At 63.1% G+C, this 16,474-nt stretch carries 17 protein-coding genes and 1 tRNA gene; 10 read left to right on the top strand and 8 right to left on the bottom strand.

Translation table 11 applies throughout. The features are described from left to right. Window positions 1-181: 181 nt before the first annotated feature. Window positions 182-258, bottom strand: a tRNA-Arg gene (locus IEX85_RS15925). A gap of 238 nt (window positions 259-496) precedes the next feature. Here IEX85_RS15925 and IEX85_RS15920 point away from each other — a divergent pair. The 8 genes from IEX85_RS15920 (at window position 497) to IEX85_RS15890 (ending at window position 7,417) form a co-directional block, all read left to right on the top strand. Beyond that, the gene (locus IEX85_RS15920; RefSeq protein ID WP_229721965.1) at window positions 497-1,372 is read left to right on the top strand and encodes a MotA/TolQ/ExbB proton channel family protein; all 876 of its coding nucleotides are present in this window, start codon (window positions 497-499) and stop codon (window positions 1,370-1,372) included. Next, window positions 1,362-1,757 carry an ExbD/TolR family protein gene (locus IEX85_RS15915; protein ID WP_188861601.1) on the top strand — a complete coding sequence of 132 codons (396 nt, stop codon included), beginning with the start codon at window positions 1,362-1,364 and terminating at the stop codon, window positions 1,755-1,757. Before IEX85_RS15920 ends, IEX85_RS15915 begins: the two co-directional genes overlap by 11 nt. Continuing rightward, window positions 1,754-2,185, top strand: coding sequence for an ExbD/TolR family protein (locus IEX85_RS15910; RefSeq protein WP_188861600.1), 432 nt, complete (start codon window positions 1,754-1,756; stop codon window positions 2,183-2,185). The genes IEX85_RS15915 and IEX85_RS15910 overlap by 4 nt, the downstream gene beginning before the upstream one ends. After that, a complete protein-coding gene (locus IEX85_RS15905) occupies window positions 2,182-2,967 on the top strand; it encodes a TonB family protein (RefSeq protein ID WP_188861599.1) in 786 nt (261 codons plus the stop codon). Before IEX85_RS15910 ends, IEX85_RS15905 begins: the two co-directional genes overlap by 4 nt. An 88-nt stretch (window positions 2,968-3,055) precedes the next feature. Beyond that, entirely contained in the window at window positions 3,056-5,293 is a 2,238-nt protein-coding gene (locus IEX85_RS15900; protein ID WP_188861598.1) for a TonB-dependent receptor, read from the top strand. Between the two features lie 78 nt (window positions 5,294-5,371). After that, a complete protein-coding gene (locus IEX85_RS23900; protein ID WP_195826181.1) occupies window positions 5,372-5,599 on the top strand; it encodes a hypothetical protein in 228 nt (75 codons plus the stop codon). A gap of 22 nt (window positions 5,600-5,621) precedes the next feature. Next, window positions 5,622-6,305: a Fe2+-dependent dioxygenase gene (locus IEX85_RS15895; protein WP_195826180.1), complete on the top strand. Its 684-nt coding sequence runs from the start codon at window positions 5,622-5,624 to the stop codon at window positions 6,303-6,305. After that, window positions 6,302-7,417 carry an alpha-hydroxy acid oxidase gene (locus IEX85_RS15890; protein ID WP_188861596.1) on the top strand — a complete coding sequence of 372 codons (1,116 nt, stop codon included), beginning with the start codon at window positions 6,302-6,304 and terminating at the stop codon, window positions 7,415-7,417. The genes IEX85_RS15895 and IEX85_RS15890 overlap by 4 nt, the downstream gene beginning before the upstream one ends. A gap of 223 nt (window positions 7,418-7,640) precedes the next feature. Here the strand turns inward: IEX85_RS15890 and folE are convergent, their stop codons facing one another. Continuing rightward, window positions 7,641-8,282, bottom strand: a complete 642-nt coding sequence (folE, locus tag IEX85_RS15885; RefSeq protein WP_188861595.1) for a GTP cyclohydrolase I FolE — start codon at window positions 8,280-8,282, stop codon at window positions 7,641-7,643. Window positions 8,283-8,595: 313 nt separating this feature from the next. Further along, window positions 8,596-9,204: a nucleotidyltransferase family protein gene (locus IEX85_RS15880; RefSeq protein ID WP_188861594.1), complete on the bottom strand. Its 609-nt coding sequence runs from the start codon at window positions 9,202-9,204 to the stop codon at window positions 8,596-8,598. A 249-nt stretch (window positions 9,205-9,453) separates the two neighbouring features. On the opposite strand from IEX85_RS15880, the gene IEX85_RS15875 reads away from it, so the two are divergent. Together IEX85_RS15875 and IEX85_RS15870 are read left to right on the top strand one after the other, a co-directional pair. Next, entirely contained in the window at window positions 9,454-10,731 is a 1,278-nt protein-coding gene (locus IEX85_RS15875) for an amidohydrolase family protein (protein ID WP_188861593.1), read from the top strand. A 166-nt stretch (window positions 10,732-10,897) separates the two neighbouring features. After that, window positions 10,898-11,452, top strand: a complete 555-nt coding sequence (locus IEX85_RS15870) for a magnesium transporter (RefSeq protein WP_188861592.1) — start codon at window positions 10,898-10,900, stop codon at window positions 11,450-11,452. An 84-nt stretch (window positions 11,453-11,536) separates the two neighbouring features. Here the strand turns inward: IEX85_RS15870 and IEX85_RS15865 are convergent, their stop codons facing one another. Genes IEX85_RS15865 through IEX85_RS15845 form a run of 5 tightly spaced genes read right to left on the bottom strand, consistent with a single transcriptional unit; the run spans window position 11,537 to window position 16,371 of the window. Further along, on the bottom strand, window positions 11,537-11,863 hold the full coding sequence (locus IEX85_RS15865) for a cytochrome C oxidase subunit IV family protein (protein ID WP_188861591.1): 327 nt from the start codon (window positions 11,861-11,863) through the stop codon (window positions 11,537-11,539). A gap of 10 nt (window positions 11,864-11,873) precedes the next feature. Further along, window positions 11,874-12,551, bottom strand: coding sequence for a heme-copper oxidase subunit III family protein (locus IEX85_RS15860; RefSeq protein ID WP_188861590.1), 678 nt, complete (start codon window positions 12,549-12,551; stop codon window positions 11,874-11,876). Between the two features lie 4 nt (window positions 12,552-12,555). Next, on the bottom strand, window positions 12,556-13,209 hold the full coding sequence (locus tag IEX85_RS15855; RefSeq protein ID WP_188861589.1) for a cytochrome c oxidase subunit 3: 654 nt from the start codon (window positions 13,207-13,209) through the stop codon (window positions 12,556-12,558). Beyond that, window positions 13,206-14,969, bottom strand: a complete 1,764-nt coding sequence (gene ctaD / locus IEX85_RS15850) for a cytochrome c oxidase subunit I (RefSeq protein WP_188861588.1) — start codon at window positions 14,967-14,969, stop codon at window positions 13,206-13,208. The genes IEX85_RS15855 and ctaD overlap by 4 nt, the downstream gene beginning before the upstream one ends. Before the next feature lie 13 nt (window positions 14,970-14,982). Beyond that, window positions 14,983-16,371 (bottom strand): cytochrome c oxidase subunit II, encoded by a 1,389-nt coding sequence (locus IEX85_RS15845; protein WP_188861587.1) that lies wholly within the window; start codon window positions 16,369-16,371, stop codon window positions 14,983-14,985. Window positions 16,372-16,474: the final 103 nt, after the last annotated feature.

Genomic DNA, 16,474 nt, shown 5'->3' with positions numbered 1-16,474 from the left:
TAGCGGACACCGAAGCCTCGCCGGCGCCTGACCGGGCGGTCTGAGCAGGCATGCGGGTTTCTGAACGGAGCGCGATGCGACGCCTCCCCAGCAGACACGGGGCTTTACGCCCGCGAAAGTGCGGTGAGCCAGGCGACAACACCCGATGGAAAAGGAATGGATCGGACGACCCGCAATGCAATGGCGTCCCCGAGAGGATTCGAACCTCCGACCTGCCGCTTAGGAGGCGGCTGCTCTATCCAGCTGAGCTACGGGGACTTGTTGCGATACCGGCCATTACCGCCGGCATACTCGATTAGCGTTGCGCATCCTATTGAATTCCCGTCAAAGCGTCAACCGCACCGGACTCGCGCAGACGTTCTGGATCCCATCTGCGCCCTCTTCCATCTGAGAAAATCTCTTTCGCGCTGCTGCAACAGCCTCCCATATTGTTGCCATTCGTAATGATAATGATTACCATTGCGACCAGCGTTATTAAATAAATGGATTTGGAACGATGGACGAGATCTCAAAGGGGCAAGCGCAGGCCCCGGCCCTGGGCGATAATGCCGCCCTGTCGGGCAGCACCCCGGCTTTGGACACTGACTTGCCACAGGACAGCATGTCCCCGGAGTCAGACGCCACTCCCCCGCCAACGGATTCCCTCGCCGACCCCGGCGCCCTGGCGGCGGCCGATGCCTCGGCCTCCGGATTGGATCCAGTCACACTGACCGATCAGCTGGCCGGCTTTCTCCAGGTCGGCGGTCCGGTGGTCTGGATACTGCTCGGATTCTCGGTCATTGCCCTGAGCATTGCACTGCTCAAGCTGTGGCAGTTCGCCCGGCTGCGACCGGAAAGCCACCGCGAACTCGACCGCAGCCTCGAATTCTGGCGCAACGGCCAGACCACGCGCGCGCTGGAAGTACTGAATGATCGCCGTCCGGCTGCGGAACTGGTTGCGCTCGCCATCCGGGGGCTGAGCGACGACAGCCGCGACAGCAGCCTGCTGAAAGACGAACTGGAGCGGGTGGCGACACTGCGACTGAACCAGTTGCGCAGCTTTCTGCGTCCGCTCGAAGTGATCGCCACCCTGAGCCCTCTGCTGGGCCTTCTGGGTACCGTTCTCGGCATGATCGTCGCCTTCCAGCAGATGGAAGCCGCCGGCAACCAGGTCGACCCGTCGGTGCTATCGGGCGGGATCTGGCAGGCGCTGCTCACCACAGCCGTGGGTCTGGCGGTCGCGATTCCGGTGCTCACCGCGCACCACTGGCTCGAACGCAAGACAGAACGTGCCGCCGCGCTGATGAGCGACGCCGTCACCCGCGTGTTCACCTGCCGGCCGGGAAAGCCGAAACTGGCCGAGACGTCGGAGCCGTCGCGACATGCGGCTTGATCTTGCGACCGGGCCCCGACGCCGCGCCATCAGCCTGACACCGCTGATCGACGTGGTGTTCATCCTGCTGCTGTTCTTCATGCTGTCGTCGTCCTTCATGCAGTGGCGCCAGATCGACCTGTCGACATCCGGCGACAATGCCGCACAGGAGCGCGCGTTGAAACGGATTCATCTGATCAGCGATGACGGCCTGTTCGAGTTCGACGGTCAGCAGTACAGCGCGCAGGATCCGGCCACGCTGGCCGGTCTCATCGCTGCAGCGCCGGATGATCTCTACGCCCTCAGCGTCGCGCCGGGGCTGACCACCCAGGCGATGATCCGGCTGCTGGATGCGCTCAAGCAGGCGGGCGCTACCCGGGTATCACTGACAGAAACCGCACCATGAAATTCTCACCCACCCATAGCCGCCGTATAAACAGCGGCGACGACAACCTGATCCCGTTGATCAACGTCGTCTTTCTGATGCTGATCTTCTTCATGGTCGCGGGCCAGATCAGCCGTTCGGATGCGATCAGCGTCATGCCGCCGGCCTCGCTCAGCGAAAAACGTTCGAAGGATGACAACCGCGCACTGGTACTGATCTCCGTACAGGAAGGCCTGTTCGTGGACGAACGCCCGGTCAGCCTGGAAGGCATCCGCGAAGCCCTGATGCTGCGCTTCGACAACGCCGAAAACCCGGACGATTTTTCGGTACTGGTCAAGGCGGACGCGGACACCCCGGTCGACCAGCTGCAGGCGGTACTGAAACAGATTCGCGCCGCCGGTCTGATGAAGGTCGCGCTGGCCACCCGACTGCAGGGAGCCTCGGTATGATCGCAACCCGACACTGGTTGATCGCACTTTGCCTCGCGATGCTGCTGCACCTGACCGGCTTCGCGCTGGTGATGGCGCAGACCGACAGCGACGACGGCGCCCGCGATCAGGGGGAACAGGGAATCGAGATCGACCTCGGCATGCTCGGCGATCTTGGCGCCGAAGCGGTCACCCACGAAGCCGCACAGGCCAGGCTGCAACCGGAGCCGGAGCCGGAACCCGTTGCGCAGCCGATCGTCGAGCCCGAACCGGTGACACCCAGACAGCAGGCCGAGGTGCGTACCGAGCCAAAGCCCGAACCGAAAGCCCGTCCCGAGCCTGAGCCTGAGCCCGCACCACTGCCGGAACCGCAATCCAATCCGGCGCCAAAGCCCGAGCCCAACCCGGCGGCGGAGACGGCAAACCTGGATACGCCGGCACAGCGGAGCAGCCGCAAGGCGACGACCGGCAGCGGCAACGCGGCCAGCGCCGGCGGCAATCCGGGCGCACAACGAACCTATTACGCCGCACTGGCCGCGCACCTGGCCCGGCACAAGCGCTACCCGGCAGCGTCCCGACGGCGCGGCGAAGAAGGCGTCGTCAGGCTGTTCTTCGAGATCGATCGCAACGGCGCCGTGCTGCACTACCGCATCACCGGGAGTTCCGGGCACGAACGGCTCGATGCGGCGGTACTGAAGATGCTCGAAAGTGCCGCTCCACTGCCGGCTTTCCCGCCGGATATGGGTCAGGCCAGGCTATCCGTGAACGTTCCCATCGCCTTCGCGATAAACGATCGCCGCTAACTGACAGCCTCCACGAATCGATAAAAGCAATCTAGTGGCTTCCCGCCGGGCGGGAGGTCTCATCCGTCACGTCATCAGGAAAGGAAAAATGACCGGAAAAGCTGTAAACGGACCTGCAACGCTGCGCAGGGAGCTGGATTTCAACCGCTCGGCGACCATCGCCGGCACCCTGTCGCTGGCACTGTCGTCGGCCATGATCACGCCGGCCTTTGCGGAGGAACTATCCCTCGATACGCTGGTGATCGAGGACGGGCGCATCGCCGCCGACGCTAACCCCTACGCCGAACCGGACGCTCCATACAAAGCCAGGCGCACCTCGGACAGCCGCCGCGCCCGTGACATCGCCGACACGCCCCAGACCATGACGGTGCTGACCAAGGATGCCATCGAGGACTCCGGCAAGACCGAGCTCAAGGACATCCTCAGCGCCCAGCCCGGCATTACCCTGGGCACCGGCGAGGGCGGCAACTCCTTCGGCGACCGTTACATCATCCGCGGCTACGAAGCCCGCAACGACGTCTTCACCGACGGTCTGCGCGACCCCGGTCTGATCACCCGCGAAACCTTCGCTCTCGAACAGATCGAGATTTCCAAGGGGCCGAGCTCGACCTTCGCCGGCCGCGGCTCCACCGGCGGCGCCGTCAACAGCGTGACCAAGAAAGCCTCGCTGGACGACGATTTCGCCACCGTCCAGGGCGGACTCGGAACCGACGACTACCAGCGCTATACCTTCGACGGCAACAAGGTCGTCAACGACGATCTGGCGGTGCGCTTCAACACCCTCTATACCGAAGCCGACATTCCCGACCGCGAGCCGGCCGGCGAACAGCGCCAGGGCGCACTGCTGTCCGGCGTCTATCAGGCCACCGCCGCGCTCGCGCTGTCGGCCGACTACTACTATTTCCGCGGCGATGACCGCTCCGATCCCGGCACCTTCATGACCGATGGCCGCCCGGACCAGGACGCCCGCTATGTCGGCCCCGACGGTCTGGACTTCCAGGATACCGAAGCCGATATCTTCACCTTTAAAATCGACGCCGAGCTGACCGACGAGCTGCGCCTGGAAAACAAGAGCCGTATCGGCTCCACCGCCAACGACTATATCGTTTCGGTCTACAGCGCCCGCAGCGGCGGCCTGCGCTCGTTCACCGGCTGGCAGGAAAACGACTACGTCGGCAACCAGACCAACCTGATCTGGGACACCCGCCTCGGCGGCATGCGCCACACCATCATCGGCGGTATCGAGTACGCCGACGAAGACACCGACGCCGGCAACTACAACGTCACCGCCGACGGCAGCTTCGTCGTCGATCCGTACAACCCGGTCCATTCCGGCTGGAACGGCTCCTACGGCCGCAGCGATACCCTGACCCGCCTGAACCTGGAAACGGTCTCGGCCTACCTGATGGACACCATCACGCTGAACGACGACTGGGAAATCTTCGCCGGCGTGCGCTATGACCACTTCGACTACGACCTCTGGGCGGGCGAGCGTACCGGGCGTGGCGGTGTCATCATTCCGGAGGCGCAGTACAAGTACAGCGACGGTTTCTGGAACGGCCACCTGGGCGCGACCTGGTCGCCCTGGGAAGACGGCAACGTCTATGCAACCTGGAGCACCTCGTCGAACATCAACGGCGGTGAAGCCGATGCCGCGACCAACTGCGGTTACGGTGGCATCTGCACCGATGCCGATGGCCAATACGAGGCGGCGGATCCGGAGCAGTCGACCAACCTCGAACTCGGCACCAAGTGGAACCTGATGGACGAGCGCCTGCTGCTGACCGCGGCACTGTTCCGCACCACCAAGGACGACGTCATCGAGGACAATGGCGATTCCTATGCCACCGGTGGCAACCTCAACACCGGCAGGAACCGCGTCGAAGGGATCGAACTCGGCCTCTCCGGCAATATTACCGACAGGCTCAGCGGCCAGGCCGGCATCGCGCTGATGAACTCCGAGACCCTGGACTCCTACGACGAGGCCAACATCGGTCGTCCCAAGGCCAACTTCGCCGAAAAGAGCGCCAACATCCAGTTGCGCTACCAGGCAACGCCAGCCTTCGCCTTCGGCGGTGTCATGACCTATTCGAGCGAAATCTTCGGCGGTCAGCCGGATGCGGCGGCCCGCACCAGCATCCGTCTGCCGGGCTACACCGTCTACGACGCCTTCGTCAGCTACGACTTCAGTCCGCAGCTCAACCTGCGCGCCAACGTCCAGAACCTGTTCGACAAGGACTACTACACCGCGACCTACCGCGGCGGCAGCATTGTCTACATCGGCGACGGTCGTGCCGCGAACCTGGCGCTGACGTACAGGTTCTAAAAGGCTATTTGAAGCGCCGTAGGATGGGTGAAGCGACGCATGGCAAGGAGCGTACATGACTGACGCGGTGAAGGCGTCGTGAAACCCATCCCGCGCGATCAGTCCATAGAGGCGACGGCTGATATCGTTGATGAGTTGCGCCGCAACAAGCTTCGTGCCGCCTGGCAGCACGGAGCCATTGCGGCTCCACCCATCCTGCAGACCGAGCCTGTTTGGAGCGCTGCAGCCGGCAACCTGTATAGAGTTGAAACAGCCTCCACCCACCCGGAGCGCGGCTTCACGCGCTCCGGATACTTTTGCATCTGAAGGACGCTCTGAAGGACATACTGTGATTCTGCATATTCCCGCGCTGCTCGACACCGAGCTGGCGCACCGCCTCCGCGAGCAACTCGAGGACGGCACCTGGATCGACGGGCGCGCCACCGCCGGGGGCCAGGCGCTGCAGGTCAAGCGCAACCGTCAGCTGGCCGCCGACGACCCGCTGTCGCGTACGCTCGGCGAGACCCTGCTGGCCGCACTCTCCCGTCACCCGCGCTTTCTCTCGGCGGCGTTGCCGCTGAAAATCATGCCGCCAATGTTCAACCGCTACGAGTCTGGCGAAACCTACGGCCTGCACGTCGACAACGCCATCCGCCAGGTGCCGGGCAGCGCCGAAACCGTGCGCGCGGATCTTTCCGCGACCCTGTTCCTGAGCGAGCCGGACGACTATGACGGCGGCGAGCTGCAGATCGAGGACAGCTTCGGCGCCCAGACCGTCAAGCTCGCGGCCGGCGACCTGGTTCTCTACCCGTCCACCAGCCTGCACCGCGTGACACCGGTAACCGGCGGTGCGCGCATCGCCGCGGTGTTCTGGCTGCAGAGCATGGTGCGCGACAACGCCCGCCGCGAGCTGCTCTACGACCTCGACCAGAGCATCCAGAGCCTTGGCGGCCGTCTCGGTGGCGATGATGCCGAAGTCGTGCGCCTCACCGGCTGTTACCACAACCTGATCCGGCAATGGGCCGACACATGAACCGACAAGCGCTGCTCCCCCCTCTCGACCGTATCCCGCAGGACCTTGTCTGCGCCGCCGACTACGCCCGACACGCCCGCGAGCGCCTGCCGGCGCCAATCTTCGAATACATCGCCGGCGGTGGCGGCGACGAAATGACGCTGCGTCGCAACCGCGAAGCGCTGGACCGGCTTCTGATACAGCCCCGGGCACTGGTCGACTGTACCGGTGGCAGCACCGCAACCGCTGTCTGCGGGCAGGCTTTGCGGCACCCCATCCTGCTGGCGCCGGTCGCCTTTCAGCGGCTGGTTCACGACGACGGCGAACTGGCCACCGCGCATGCCGCCAGCGCACTGGAAGCCGCCATGGTGGTGAGCACTCTGGCGTCTCGGCCACTCGAGGCGATTGCGGCGCAAACCGAGGCGCCATGCTGGTTCCAGCTCTACTTCCAGCAGGACCGCGACTTCACCCTGTCGCTGGTACGCCGGGCCGAGCGCGCCGGCTACTCGCACCTGGTGGTCACCGTGGATGCGCCGCTGCACGGCATCCGCAACCGCGCCCAGCGCGCCGGCTTCGAGCTGCCGCCGGGAATCGAGCCGGTCAACCTGAAGGATCGCCCGCCGCTGCCGCGGGCCACGCTGAAACCGCACCAGAGCATCGTGTTTCAGGGCATGATGAGCGAAGCACCGGTGTGGCAGGACCTGCGATGGCTGCGTGGCCAGACGGAGCTGCCGATCCTGGTCAAGGGGATACTGCATCCGGCGGACGCGCGGCGGGTGGTGGACATGGGGCTCGACGGCGTAGTGGTATCCAACCACGGCGGCCGGGGTCTCGACTGCCTGCCGGCCGCGATCGAGGTATTGCCCCGGATACGCGCGGCGGTGGGTGCAGAGGTTGCGCTGCTGCTCGATGGCGGCATCGAGCGCGGCACCGATGTCTTCAAGGCGCTGGCGTTGGGCGCCGATGCCGTAATGATCGGCAGGCCACAGATTTTCGCACTGGCGACAGCCGGTGCGCTCGGTGTGGCTCACCTGCTACGGGTACTGCGAGAGGAGCTGGAAGTGACGATGGCTCTGGCCGGTACGCCGACTGTCGCCGATATCACCACCAAGGCGCTGTACAGCGGGGTGTGAGGCGTTGGCATGGCTGTCGGCCGGGAAGATCCGAGCCGACGTATGCCAATCGATCTGTACCGCGATCGATATGATGGGTCCACGATGCCCGGACCTTGCAGCAACCCTTAACCGGCTTGCCATTGCATCGCTTGACCCATCCTACCCGGCCGGATACCTCGTTAGCCCGTTGTGATATAGCGTCGTTGGGTCAAGCGACGCAGGAGCGGACCCAACACCGGGGTCAATTGCGCAGGAACTCGGCGCGGGTGCGGGCGTCGCTCTTGAAGATACCGCCAAGCGCCGTGGTCTCGGTCTGGGAGTTGACGTCCATGACGCCACGCGCTTTGACGCAGTAGTGTGCGGCATTGATGGTCACGGCGACGTTCTCGGTTTCCAGCAGCGTCTGCAGCGCCACCAGCACCTGCTGGGTCAGGCGCTCCTGCACCTGGGGGCGCTGAGCGAAGAAGCGCACGATACGATTGATCTTCGACAGACCGATGATTTTGTCGCCCGGGATGTAGGCCACGTTGGCGGAGCCGTCGATGGTAACGAAATGATGCTCGCAGGTGCTGGTGACCGAAATGTCACGGACCTTGATCATCTCCTCGGCGCCCATCTTGTTCTCGATCAGCGCCATCTTGGGAAAGTTCGCGTAGTCGAGCCCGCCGAAGATCTCGCGTACGTACATCTTGGCGATACGGTGCGGCGTTTCCGCCAGGCTGTCGTCTTCGAGGTCGAGCCCCAGGGTACCGACAACCTCTGCCATCAGCCCCTTGATACGCTCGTATTTCTGCTCCGCGGTCATGCCGTTTTCTTTCAGGGGCGTCTCCAGCCCCTTCTCGATCAACACCTCGCGAACGCGCTGCGCTTCATTGGAAATCATCTTGTCACCCTGCAGTCTGCCCCGACCTGACTGTCGATGCATCTCAATCGATTGAATATTACGCCCGCCTTTGGATTTCGGTTTTGTTGCAGGCTCTTTTTTGAGCGGCTAAGTGTCTCGCAATGCTCTGCAACACGGAAGTCATTTCTGACCTCAATTTGTCATTTCACCGTCATAGTCGGCAGGCTTGGCGGAAATACAAGTAAAAATCCCGGCCGTACAGCAAGATGAAGTACGTAAATAATGTGCTATAAAATGTACCGCCCGGCGCTGAAGCACCGTCGTTGTAAGGGTTTAACCGGCGCTCTGTAGACTAATCGCCCGCATGCATGAGCCGATAGCGCTCGCGCAGCGCCTCGAACGCCTCCGGGCGGTCGGCATCCATCAGCACCCCGGGGTCATCCAACTCGATATGCATGCAAGCCTCAGGATGATCGTGGAGTACCGAACGCGCGCCCTCCTCGCCTCCCAGACTGGCAAGCTCGCTCCAGAAATCGCGCCCGAATATCACCGGATGCCCTGCTCGGCCATGAAATGCCGGCCGCACGATCCGGTCCGGGCCTGCGTGCTCGAGCAGTCCCGCTAAAGTCGCAGGCTCGATACAGGGCATGTCGCCGAGAAAAACGGCCGCGGCTACGGCATCGCAAGCGCGGATCGCGGCAAAACCGTCGGCAATGCTGAATCCCATGCCACGATCGGCATTGGGTGAGCGAATCAGCGGACAGGGGGCCGCCTGCAGAGCCTCGGCGTCGTCCTCCGGACGCAGCACCACCGTCACCTGCGCAAAGTGCGACGCAATGCTGTCGATCGTCGCCCTCAGCAGCGTCTTGCCGTCATCCATGACCAGACACCGCTTGTCCTGGCCGAAACGTCTGCCGCGCCCGGCCGCCAGCACCAGGGCAATCACTCCTGTTTCATCCATATCCGTCACTCGCAAGTCGAATCCAACCAGTCCATACAAGCCCTCGGCCAAAACAAACAAGGCCAGAATGCCAGCCCCAGGCGCCTGTCACGGTCATCTGTTTACACGATTTATCCTGTCGGCAGAAAAACGACCGGTGGTGCGCAGCCGGGATCCGGCACTATCAAACCGCCATACCGCTTGCCAAAGCGGACCGGTTACCGCTTATTCTGTATCGGTAGCCACAGGCATAGCCAGGGAGCCACCGTGATGATCGACCTGCTGATTCGTCAAATCAACCTGCCCGACGGCACCCGAAACGTCGATATCGCCATCGACAAGGGCCGCATTGTCGAGATCGGGCCCGACATCCCGGCATCCGCACAACAGGAGTTCCGCCACCCGGGTTGCCTGGCATCCCCGCCCTTCGTCGACAGCCACTTTCATATGGATGCCACGCTGAGCCTTGGCCTGCCGCGGCTCAATCAGAGCGGCACCCTGCTCGAGGGTATAGGGCTCTGGAACGAGCTCAAGCCCCAGCTGACGGTCGAGGCGATCAAGCGGCGGGCACTCGAGCTCTGCCAGTGGTCGATCGCCCGCGGCACCCTGGCGATCCGCAGCCATGTCGATATCTGCGACAGCCGCCTGCTGGCCGTCGAGGCCCTGCTCGAGGTACGGGAAGAGATGAAACCCTACCTCGACCTGCAGCTGGTCGCCTTCCCACAGGACGGCTATTTCCGCTGTCCCGACGCGGAGCAGAATCTGCGGCGAGCGCTCGACAAGGGGGTCGATATCGTGGGCGGCATTCCGCATTTCGAGCGCACCATGGACGAGGGCGCCCGGTCGATCCGCGCCCTGTGCGAACTGGCCGCAGAACGCGGGCTACCCGTGGATATGCACTGTGACGAAAGCGACGATCCGCTGTCCAGGCATATCGAGACCCTGACGTTCGAAACACAGAGACTGGGCCTGCAGGGACGGGTCACGGGGTCGCACCTGACCTCGATGCACTCGATGGACAACTACTACGTCAGCAAGCTGCTGCCGCTGATGCGCGAAGCCGATATCCAGGTGGTCGCCAATCCGCTGATCAACATCACGCTGCAGGGCCGGCACGATCAGTATCCGAAAAGGCGCGGCATGACCCGCGTCAAGGAGTTGATGCAGGCCGGTATCAACGTCGCCTTCGGCCACGACTGCGTGATGGATCCCTGGTACAGCCTCGGGTCACACGACATGCTCGAAGTCGCCCAGATGGGCCTGCACGTCGGCCAGCTCACCGGCATCGAGGAGATGCGCCAATGCTTCGCCGCCGTTACCGATCACGGCGCCCGGGTGCTTGGGCTTCGTGATTACGGCCTCGAAACCGGCAACAGCGCAAACCTCGTCATACTGCAGGCGCCCAACCCGATCGAGGCGTTGCGTCTGCGTCCCCAGCGCCTGCTGGTCGTAAGCCGTGGCAAGGTCATCGCCCGCACGGCTCCCGCTGTTCCCGAACTGAACCTTGGCGGGACAACCGTGGCCGTCGACTTCAGTCGCGAGCTTTAGTGATCCCGAATGGCAACCGCTGCGTAGTAACCCATACGGCTATCTGCAGTGGACTTCGAGCCCTTGCTATACTTCGGTAGTACGCATAGCAAGCTCAGGAAGAAGATAGCCTTCGCCACTGGCGACGGCACAATAATGGAGGACAACCCAACCCGGGAGGTGTCTTATGAACCGGCACTATTACGTCAGCGCAGATCTCGACGAACTGGAATCGGTCGAACAGGAACTGGAGGCCGGCGGCATCGCCCCCGAGCAGATGCACGTACTGACAGAAAAGGATGCGGAAGTCGAACAACATCACCTCCATGAGGTGACGTCATTCATGAAACAGGACATGGTCCACTCGGGCGAAATTGGCGCCGTGGTCGGTCTGCTGATCGCGGCCCTGCTACTGGTCGGAGCCTGGCTTCTGGGCTGGACCGACACCGCGGCCGGCTGGCTGCCATTCATCTTCCTGGCCGTGGTCGTGTTCGGGTTTTGCACCTGGGAAGGCGGCTTCTTCGGCTTCCAGGAGCCCAATGCCCACTTCCGGCGCTTCAAAAAACTGCTCAAGCACGGCAAGCATATATTCTTCGTCGACGTGGAGCCGGAGCAGGAAGCCACGCTGAACCGGGTGTTAAGGCAGCATCCGCACCTCAAGACCGCCGGTTACGGCTCCGGCGCGCCTCACTGGCTGGTGGCCTGGCAGCACAGGTGGCACCAGTTCAAGCGCACCATCTGAGGCTCCTGCTGGAGATCGCTCCGCGGGCCAGCCGATCCGGCGCCGTGCCGCTCAACCTTCGCGGCGGGGCGCCAATCCTATCTGTCATCCGCCGTTGGCACCGAAGAAAAGCACCCGGCTGAAATGCACATAGTCAGCCTCGGCCGCCATCAGACCCATCAGTACCAGCAGGCACAGTGGCGGCAGCAGAATGGCATACACCATTGCCAGGCGCTCCCAGGCCAGATGCATGAAAATCGAGACGATCAGGCCCGCCTTCAACAGCATGAAAACGACGATCAGCGACCAGCGCAACAGGCCTTGGAAATGGAAATAGTCCACCAGGTATGACAGCGTGCTGAGCACGAACAGCAACGCCCAGATTTTCAGGTACAGTCCTATCGGATGCTGCTGGCCTTCTGAAGATGCCATAACGACCTCCTCACCAGAGATAGAAGAATGCAAAGATAAACACCCAGACCAGATCGACGAAGTGCCAGTAGAGTCCCGCAATCTCCACCAGTTGATAGTTCCCGACACGGTCCAGATCACCGCGCAGTACCTTGATCGCCACCACCAGCAGGTAGAGCACGCCGATCGAAACGTGCATGCCGTGAAAGCCCGTGATGGTAAAGAAGGCGGCGCCGAACTGCGGCGCGCCCATCGGGTTGCCCCAGGGACGTACGCCTTCGTGTATCAGCTTGGTCCATTCGAACGCCTGCATGCCGACGAAGCTGGCACCGAGCAATGCCGTGACCAGCAACAGTACCGCGGTCGCCACGCGATTGCGGCGATAGCCGAAATTAACGGCCATCGCCATGGTGCCGCTGCTGCTGATCAGAATGAAGGTCATGATGGCGATCAGGATCAGCGGAATCGACTGACCGGCAATCGTCAGCGCGAACACCTCGCTCGGCACCGGCCAGGGCTCGGTGGTGGTCATCCGCACGCTCATATAGCCGATCAGGAAAGAGGAGAACACGAAGGTGTCGCTGACGAGGAATATCCACATCATCGCCTTGCCCCAGGGCACCTGCTTGAAGGCGTCCTTGTCCGAGGCCCAGTCGCGATAGATATTCTGCCAGCCGCTGCCTGCTCTGCCCTCGCTCCGATCGTTCATTGGCTCACCCCAGTCCGCACAACGCTGCTATGACGCTATAGACCCCGGGCGGGCTGCTCAACACCAGGAACAGCAGCAGCCAGAGCGCGAGCAGGTAGTGCCAGTAGATGGCGCAGAGCTCGACACGCAATTGCAGCCGTGCCGGCGCCCTTCCCCGGCTAAAGCCTCGCAACGTAAGTCCCCAAACCAAAAGCCCGCCGACCAGGTGCAGTCCGTGCAGTCCGGTCAGCAGATAGAAAAAGCTGCTCGCCGGATTGGCGGCAACGCCGTAGCCCCAGAGCTCGAACTGCCACCAGGCGCCCAGCTGCCCGAAGATGAAGCCCAGGGTGCAGAGGCCTCCGAGCCAGAAGGCCACCAGGCTTTCGCCTCGCTGACCATGGCGACCGGCAACGCGGGCCCACTGCAACGCCAGGCAGCCGAGCCCGAGCAACAGCGAATTGATCCACAGCAGCCAGGGCCGGCTCAGTGGCGCGGTCGGGTCGCTCAACGAACGCCAGTCACCGCCCTGGGAGCGGGCGAGGAAGGCGATCAGCAACAGCAGAAACAGCATCGTTACGACCGTCAGGAAAATACGCATGCCGGCAATCGCCGTGCCTCTGCCCTCGCGTTCGGACGGAAGCGCGTTATCCCGAAAGCCCGACAGCGGCAATTCGTTCATCTCTTCACCTCCGATTCCGGCTCGATTCCGGGTCCCTGCAGCTCCTGCGGCGCGACAGTCTGTGGAATAAAGTCCTGTTTCTCCCCCGGTACGCTGTAGTCGTAGGCCCAGCGGTACACCACCGGCAACTTCGCGCCCCAGTTACCGTGCGCCGGCGGCGTCTGAGGCGTCTGCCATTCCAGGCTGGCCGCCCGCCAGGGATTGGGACCGGAACGACGGCCGCGAAAAGCACTGTGAAACAGGTTGAAAAGGAACACTAGCTGCGCCACGCCGACGATCAGCGCCGCCACTGTGATAAAGGCATTGAGGTCGTGGGCGGACTGGGGAATGAACTCGTAGCCGTCGTAGTTGTAGTAACGCCGCGGCATACCGAGAAAACCGAGGTAGTGCATCGGGAAATAGATGGCATAGGTGCCGAGAAAGGTGATCCAGAAATGCAGCTTGCCCAGGCGGTCGTCGAGCATCCGGCCGGTGATTTTGGGAAACCAGTGGTAGATGGCGCCGAACACCACGAGAATCGGCGCCACACCCATCACCATGTGGAAGTGGGCAACGACGAAGTAGGTGTCGGACAGCGGGATGTCGACGATGACGTTGCCGAGGAACAGGCCGGTGAGACCACCGACAAGAAAGGTCAGGATGAAGGCCAGGGCGAACAGCATCGGCACCGTCAGCCGGATGTCGCCGCGCCAGATCGTCAGCACCCAGTTGTAGACCTTCAGCGCGGTCGGCACCGCGATCACCAGGGTGGTGGTGGCGAAGAAGAAACCGAAGTAGGGATTCATGCCGCTGACGTACATATGGTGCGCCCAGACCACGAAACTCAGCACGCCAATGACGACGATGGCCCAGACCATCATGCGATAGCCGAAGATTTTTTTGCGCGCGTGCACGCTGATCAGGTCCGAGACCAGACCGAAGGCCGGCAACGCGACGATGTATACCTCGGGATGGCCGAAGAACCAGAACAGGTGCTGGAACAGGATCGGGCTGCCGCCGCTGTGCTCGCTCTGCTGCCCCAGCAGCACCATCTCCGGCATGAAGAAACTGGTGCCCAGCAGGCGGTCGAACAGCATCATCACCGCGCTGACGAACAGCGCCGGAAACGCCAGCAGCGCCAGCACCGTGGCCATGAAGATGCCCCAGACGGTCAGCGGCATGCGGAACAGCGTCATGCCGTGGGTACGGGCCTGCAGCACCGTGGTGACATAGTTGAGCCCGCCCATGGTGGCGGCGACGATGAAAATCGCCAGCGACACCAGCATCAGCACGATGCCCCACTCGCTGCCCGGCGTTCCCGCTGTTATCGCCTGCGGTGGATAGAGGGTCCAGCCGGCGCCGCTGGGGCCGCCGGGTACGAAGAAGCTGGCCAGCAGCACCAGCACCGACAGCAGATAGAACCAGTAGCTGAGCATATTGAGGTACGGGAACACCATATCCCGGGCCCCGACCATCAGCGGTATCAGATAGTTGCCGAAGCCGCCGAGAAACAGTGCAGTCAGCAGATAGATCACCATGATCATGCCGTGCATCGTCATGGCCTGGTAGTAGGCCGACGGGTCCATGAACCCGAGGCTGCCGGGGAAGCCGATCTGCAGGCGCATCAGCGCCGAAAGCACCAGCGCCACCAGGCCGACGAAGATTGCCGTGAGCGCGTACTGTACCGCGATCACCTTGTGGTCCTGGCTCCAGATATAGCGGCGCACGAATCCGGTGGGTTCGTGCACTGCTTCCCGCTCCGCCTGATCCGCATAGGCCATGCTGTCTCCTCCCCTACTGGGCGCCGATGAAAGCGACCAGGGCCTTGAGCTCCGCCTCATCCAGGTCGTAGGCCGGCATGATCGGACTGTACCCTTCGACAATCTGGGCGCCGGGTTCGAGAATGGAGCTGCGCAGGTAGGCCTCGTCGACCCTGATTTGGGAACCGTCCGCCAGTGTTTCGCTGCGTCCCAGCAGCCCCTGCCATCCCGGCCCCGGCGATGCACTGCCGTCGACGCTGTGACAGGCCAGACATCCCAGCGATTGCGCCAGCTGACGGCCGGTCTCGACCAGGGTTTCAGTGGATGATCCCAGCGACCGGATCAACGCCAGCAGCGCCTCCAGACTGGCTTCGTCGAGGTCGTAGGCGGTCATCACCGGCGCATAGCCCTCGACCAGACGCGCCGCGGGATCGAGGATCGACTCGCGCAGGTAGGCGTCGTCCACCTTTACCTCGCTACCATCGCTGAGAGTCTCGCGACTGCCATAAAGCCCCAGCCACCCCGGCCCCAGGCTCTGGCTGCCATCGAGACTGTGACAGGCGACGCAGCCGTGGCGCTGTGCCAGCTGTCGCCCCCGCTCGACCTGTGGATCCGAGGGCTGGCCCCGCTGCTCGCTCTGCAGCTGGGCAAAGGTCGGCTGCTCGCCGAGCCAGCGCTCGAAACCCGCCGGCTCCTCGACCTGCAGTCGTCCGCGCATGTTGTAATGACCGACGCCGCAGAACTCGGCGCAGAGTATCTCGAAGCTGCCCGGCCGGGTCGGCACGAACCAGAAGTAGGACACCAGCCCCGGTACCATATCCATCTTGGCGCGCAGCTGCGGTATGTAGAAATTGTGCAGCACATCCTTGGAGCGCAGCAGCATCTTCACCGACCTGCCGCTCGGCAGGCGAAGTTCGTTACCGCTGACGATGATATCGTCCTGCCCGGCGGGATCCCCGGGGTCGACGCCCAGCGGGTTGCCCGCGCCGATCCAGTCGATACCGGAGGCTCCCATCGTGCCGTCGGCGCCGGGGAAGCGAAACGCCCACTGCCACTGCTGGCCGACCACCTCCACTTCGTAGGCGTCATCCGGTACCCGGACGAACTGGCTGTAGATTGCCAGCCCCGGCGCCAGCAGCCCGACGATTCCAACAGTGGTAATGCCGATCAGCCACCACTCCAGCCGCCTGCTCTCAGGATCTGAGTGAGCCCGGGTGCCGTCGCGATGGCGGTAGCGGATCAGCGCGACGATGATGAACAGGCCAATGGCAACGAAAAACGCGCCGGTGATCACCAGGGTCAGGAACAGCGTCTGATCGATACTGCCCCAGTTCGACGCCGCCTCGGTGGCGTGCCAGGGGTTGAGCAGGTGAAAGAGTACGGATCCGGCAACGATGATGAAAAAGACGAGCGCCAGCGCCATCGGTGATCAGCCTTGTCCCCGCAGTTCGACCTGCCCCGTCGCCGGATAGCGGAGACTCAAGTTCCACCGGGCCTGCTTTGGCTCTGAGATTCAGGGTCGTCAA

Origin of the sequence: Marinobacterium nitratireducens, assembly GCF_014645375.1 — a bacterium.
Classification (GTDB): domain Bacteria; phylum Pseudomonadota; class Gammaproteobacteria; order Pseudomonadales; family Balneatricaceae; genus Marinobacterium_A; species Marinobacterium_A nitratireducens.
Note: the sequence above shows the minus strand (reverse complement) of the source record. Positions and strands in the feature narration are given on the sequence as shown.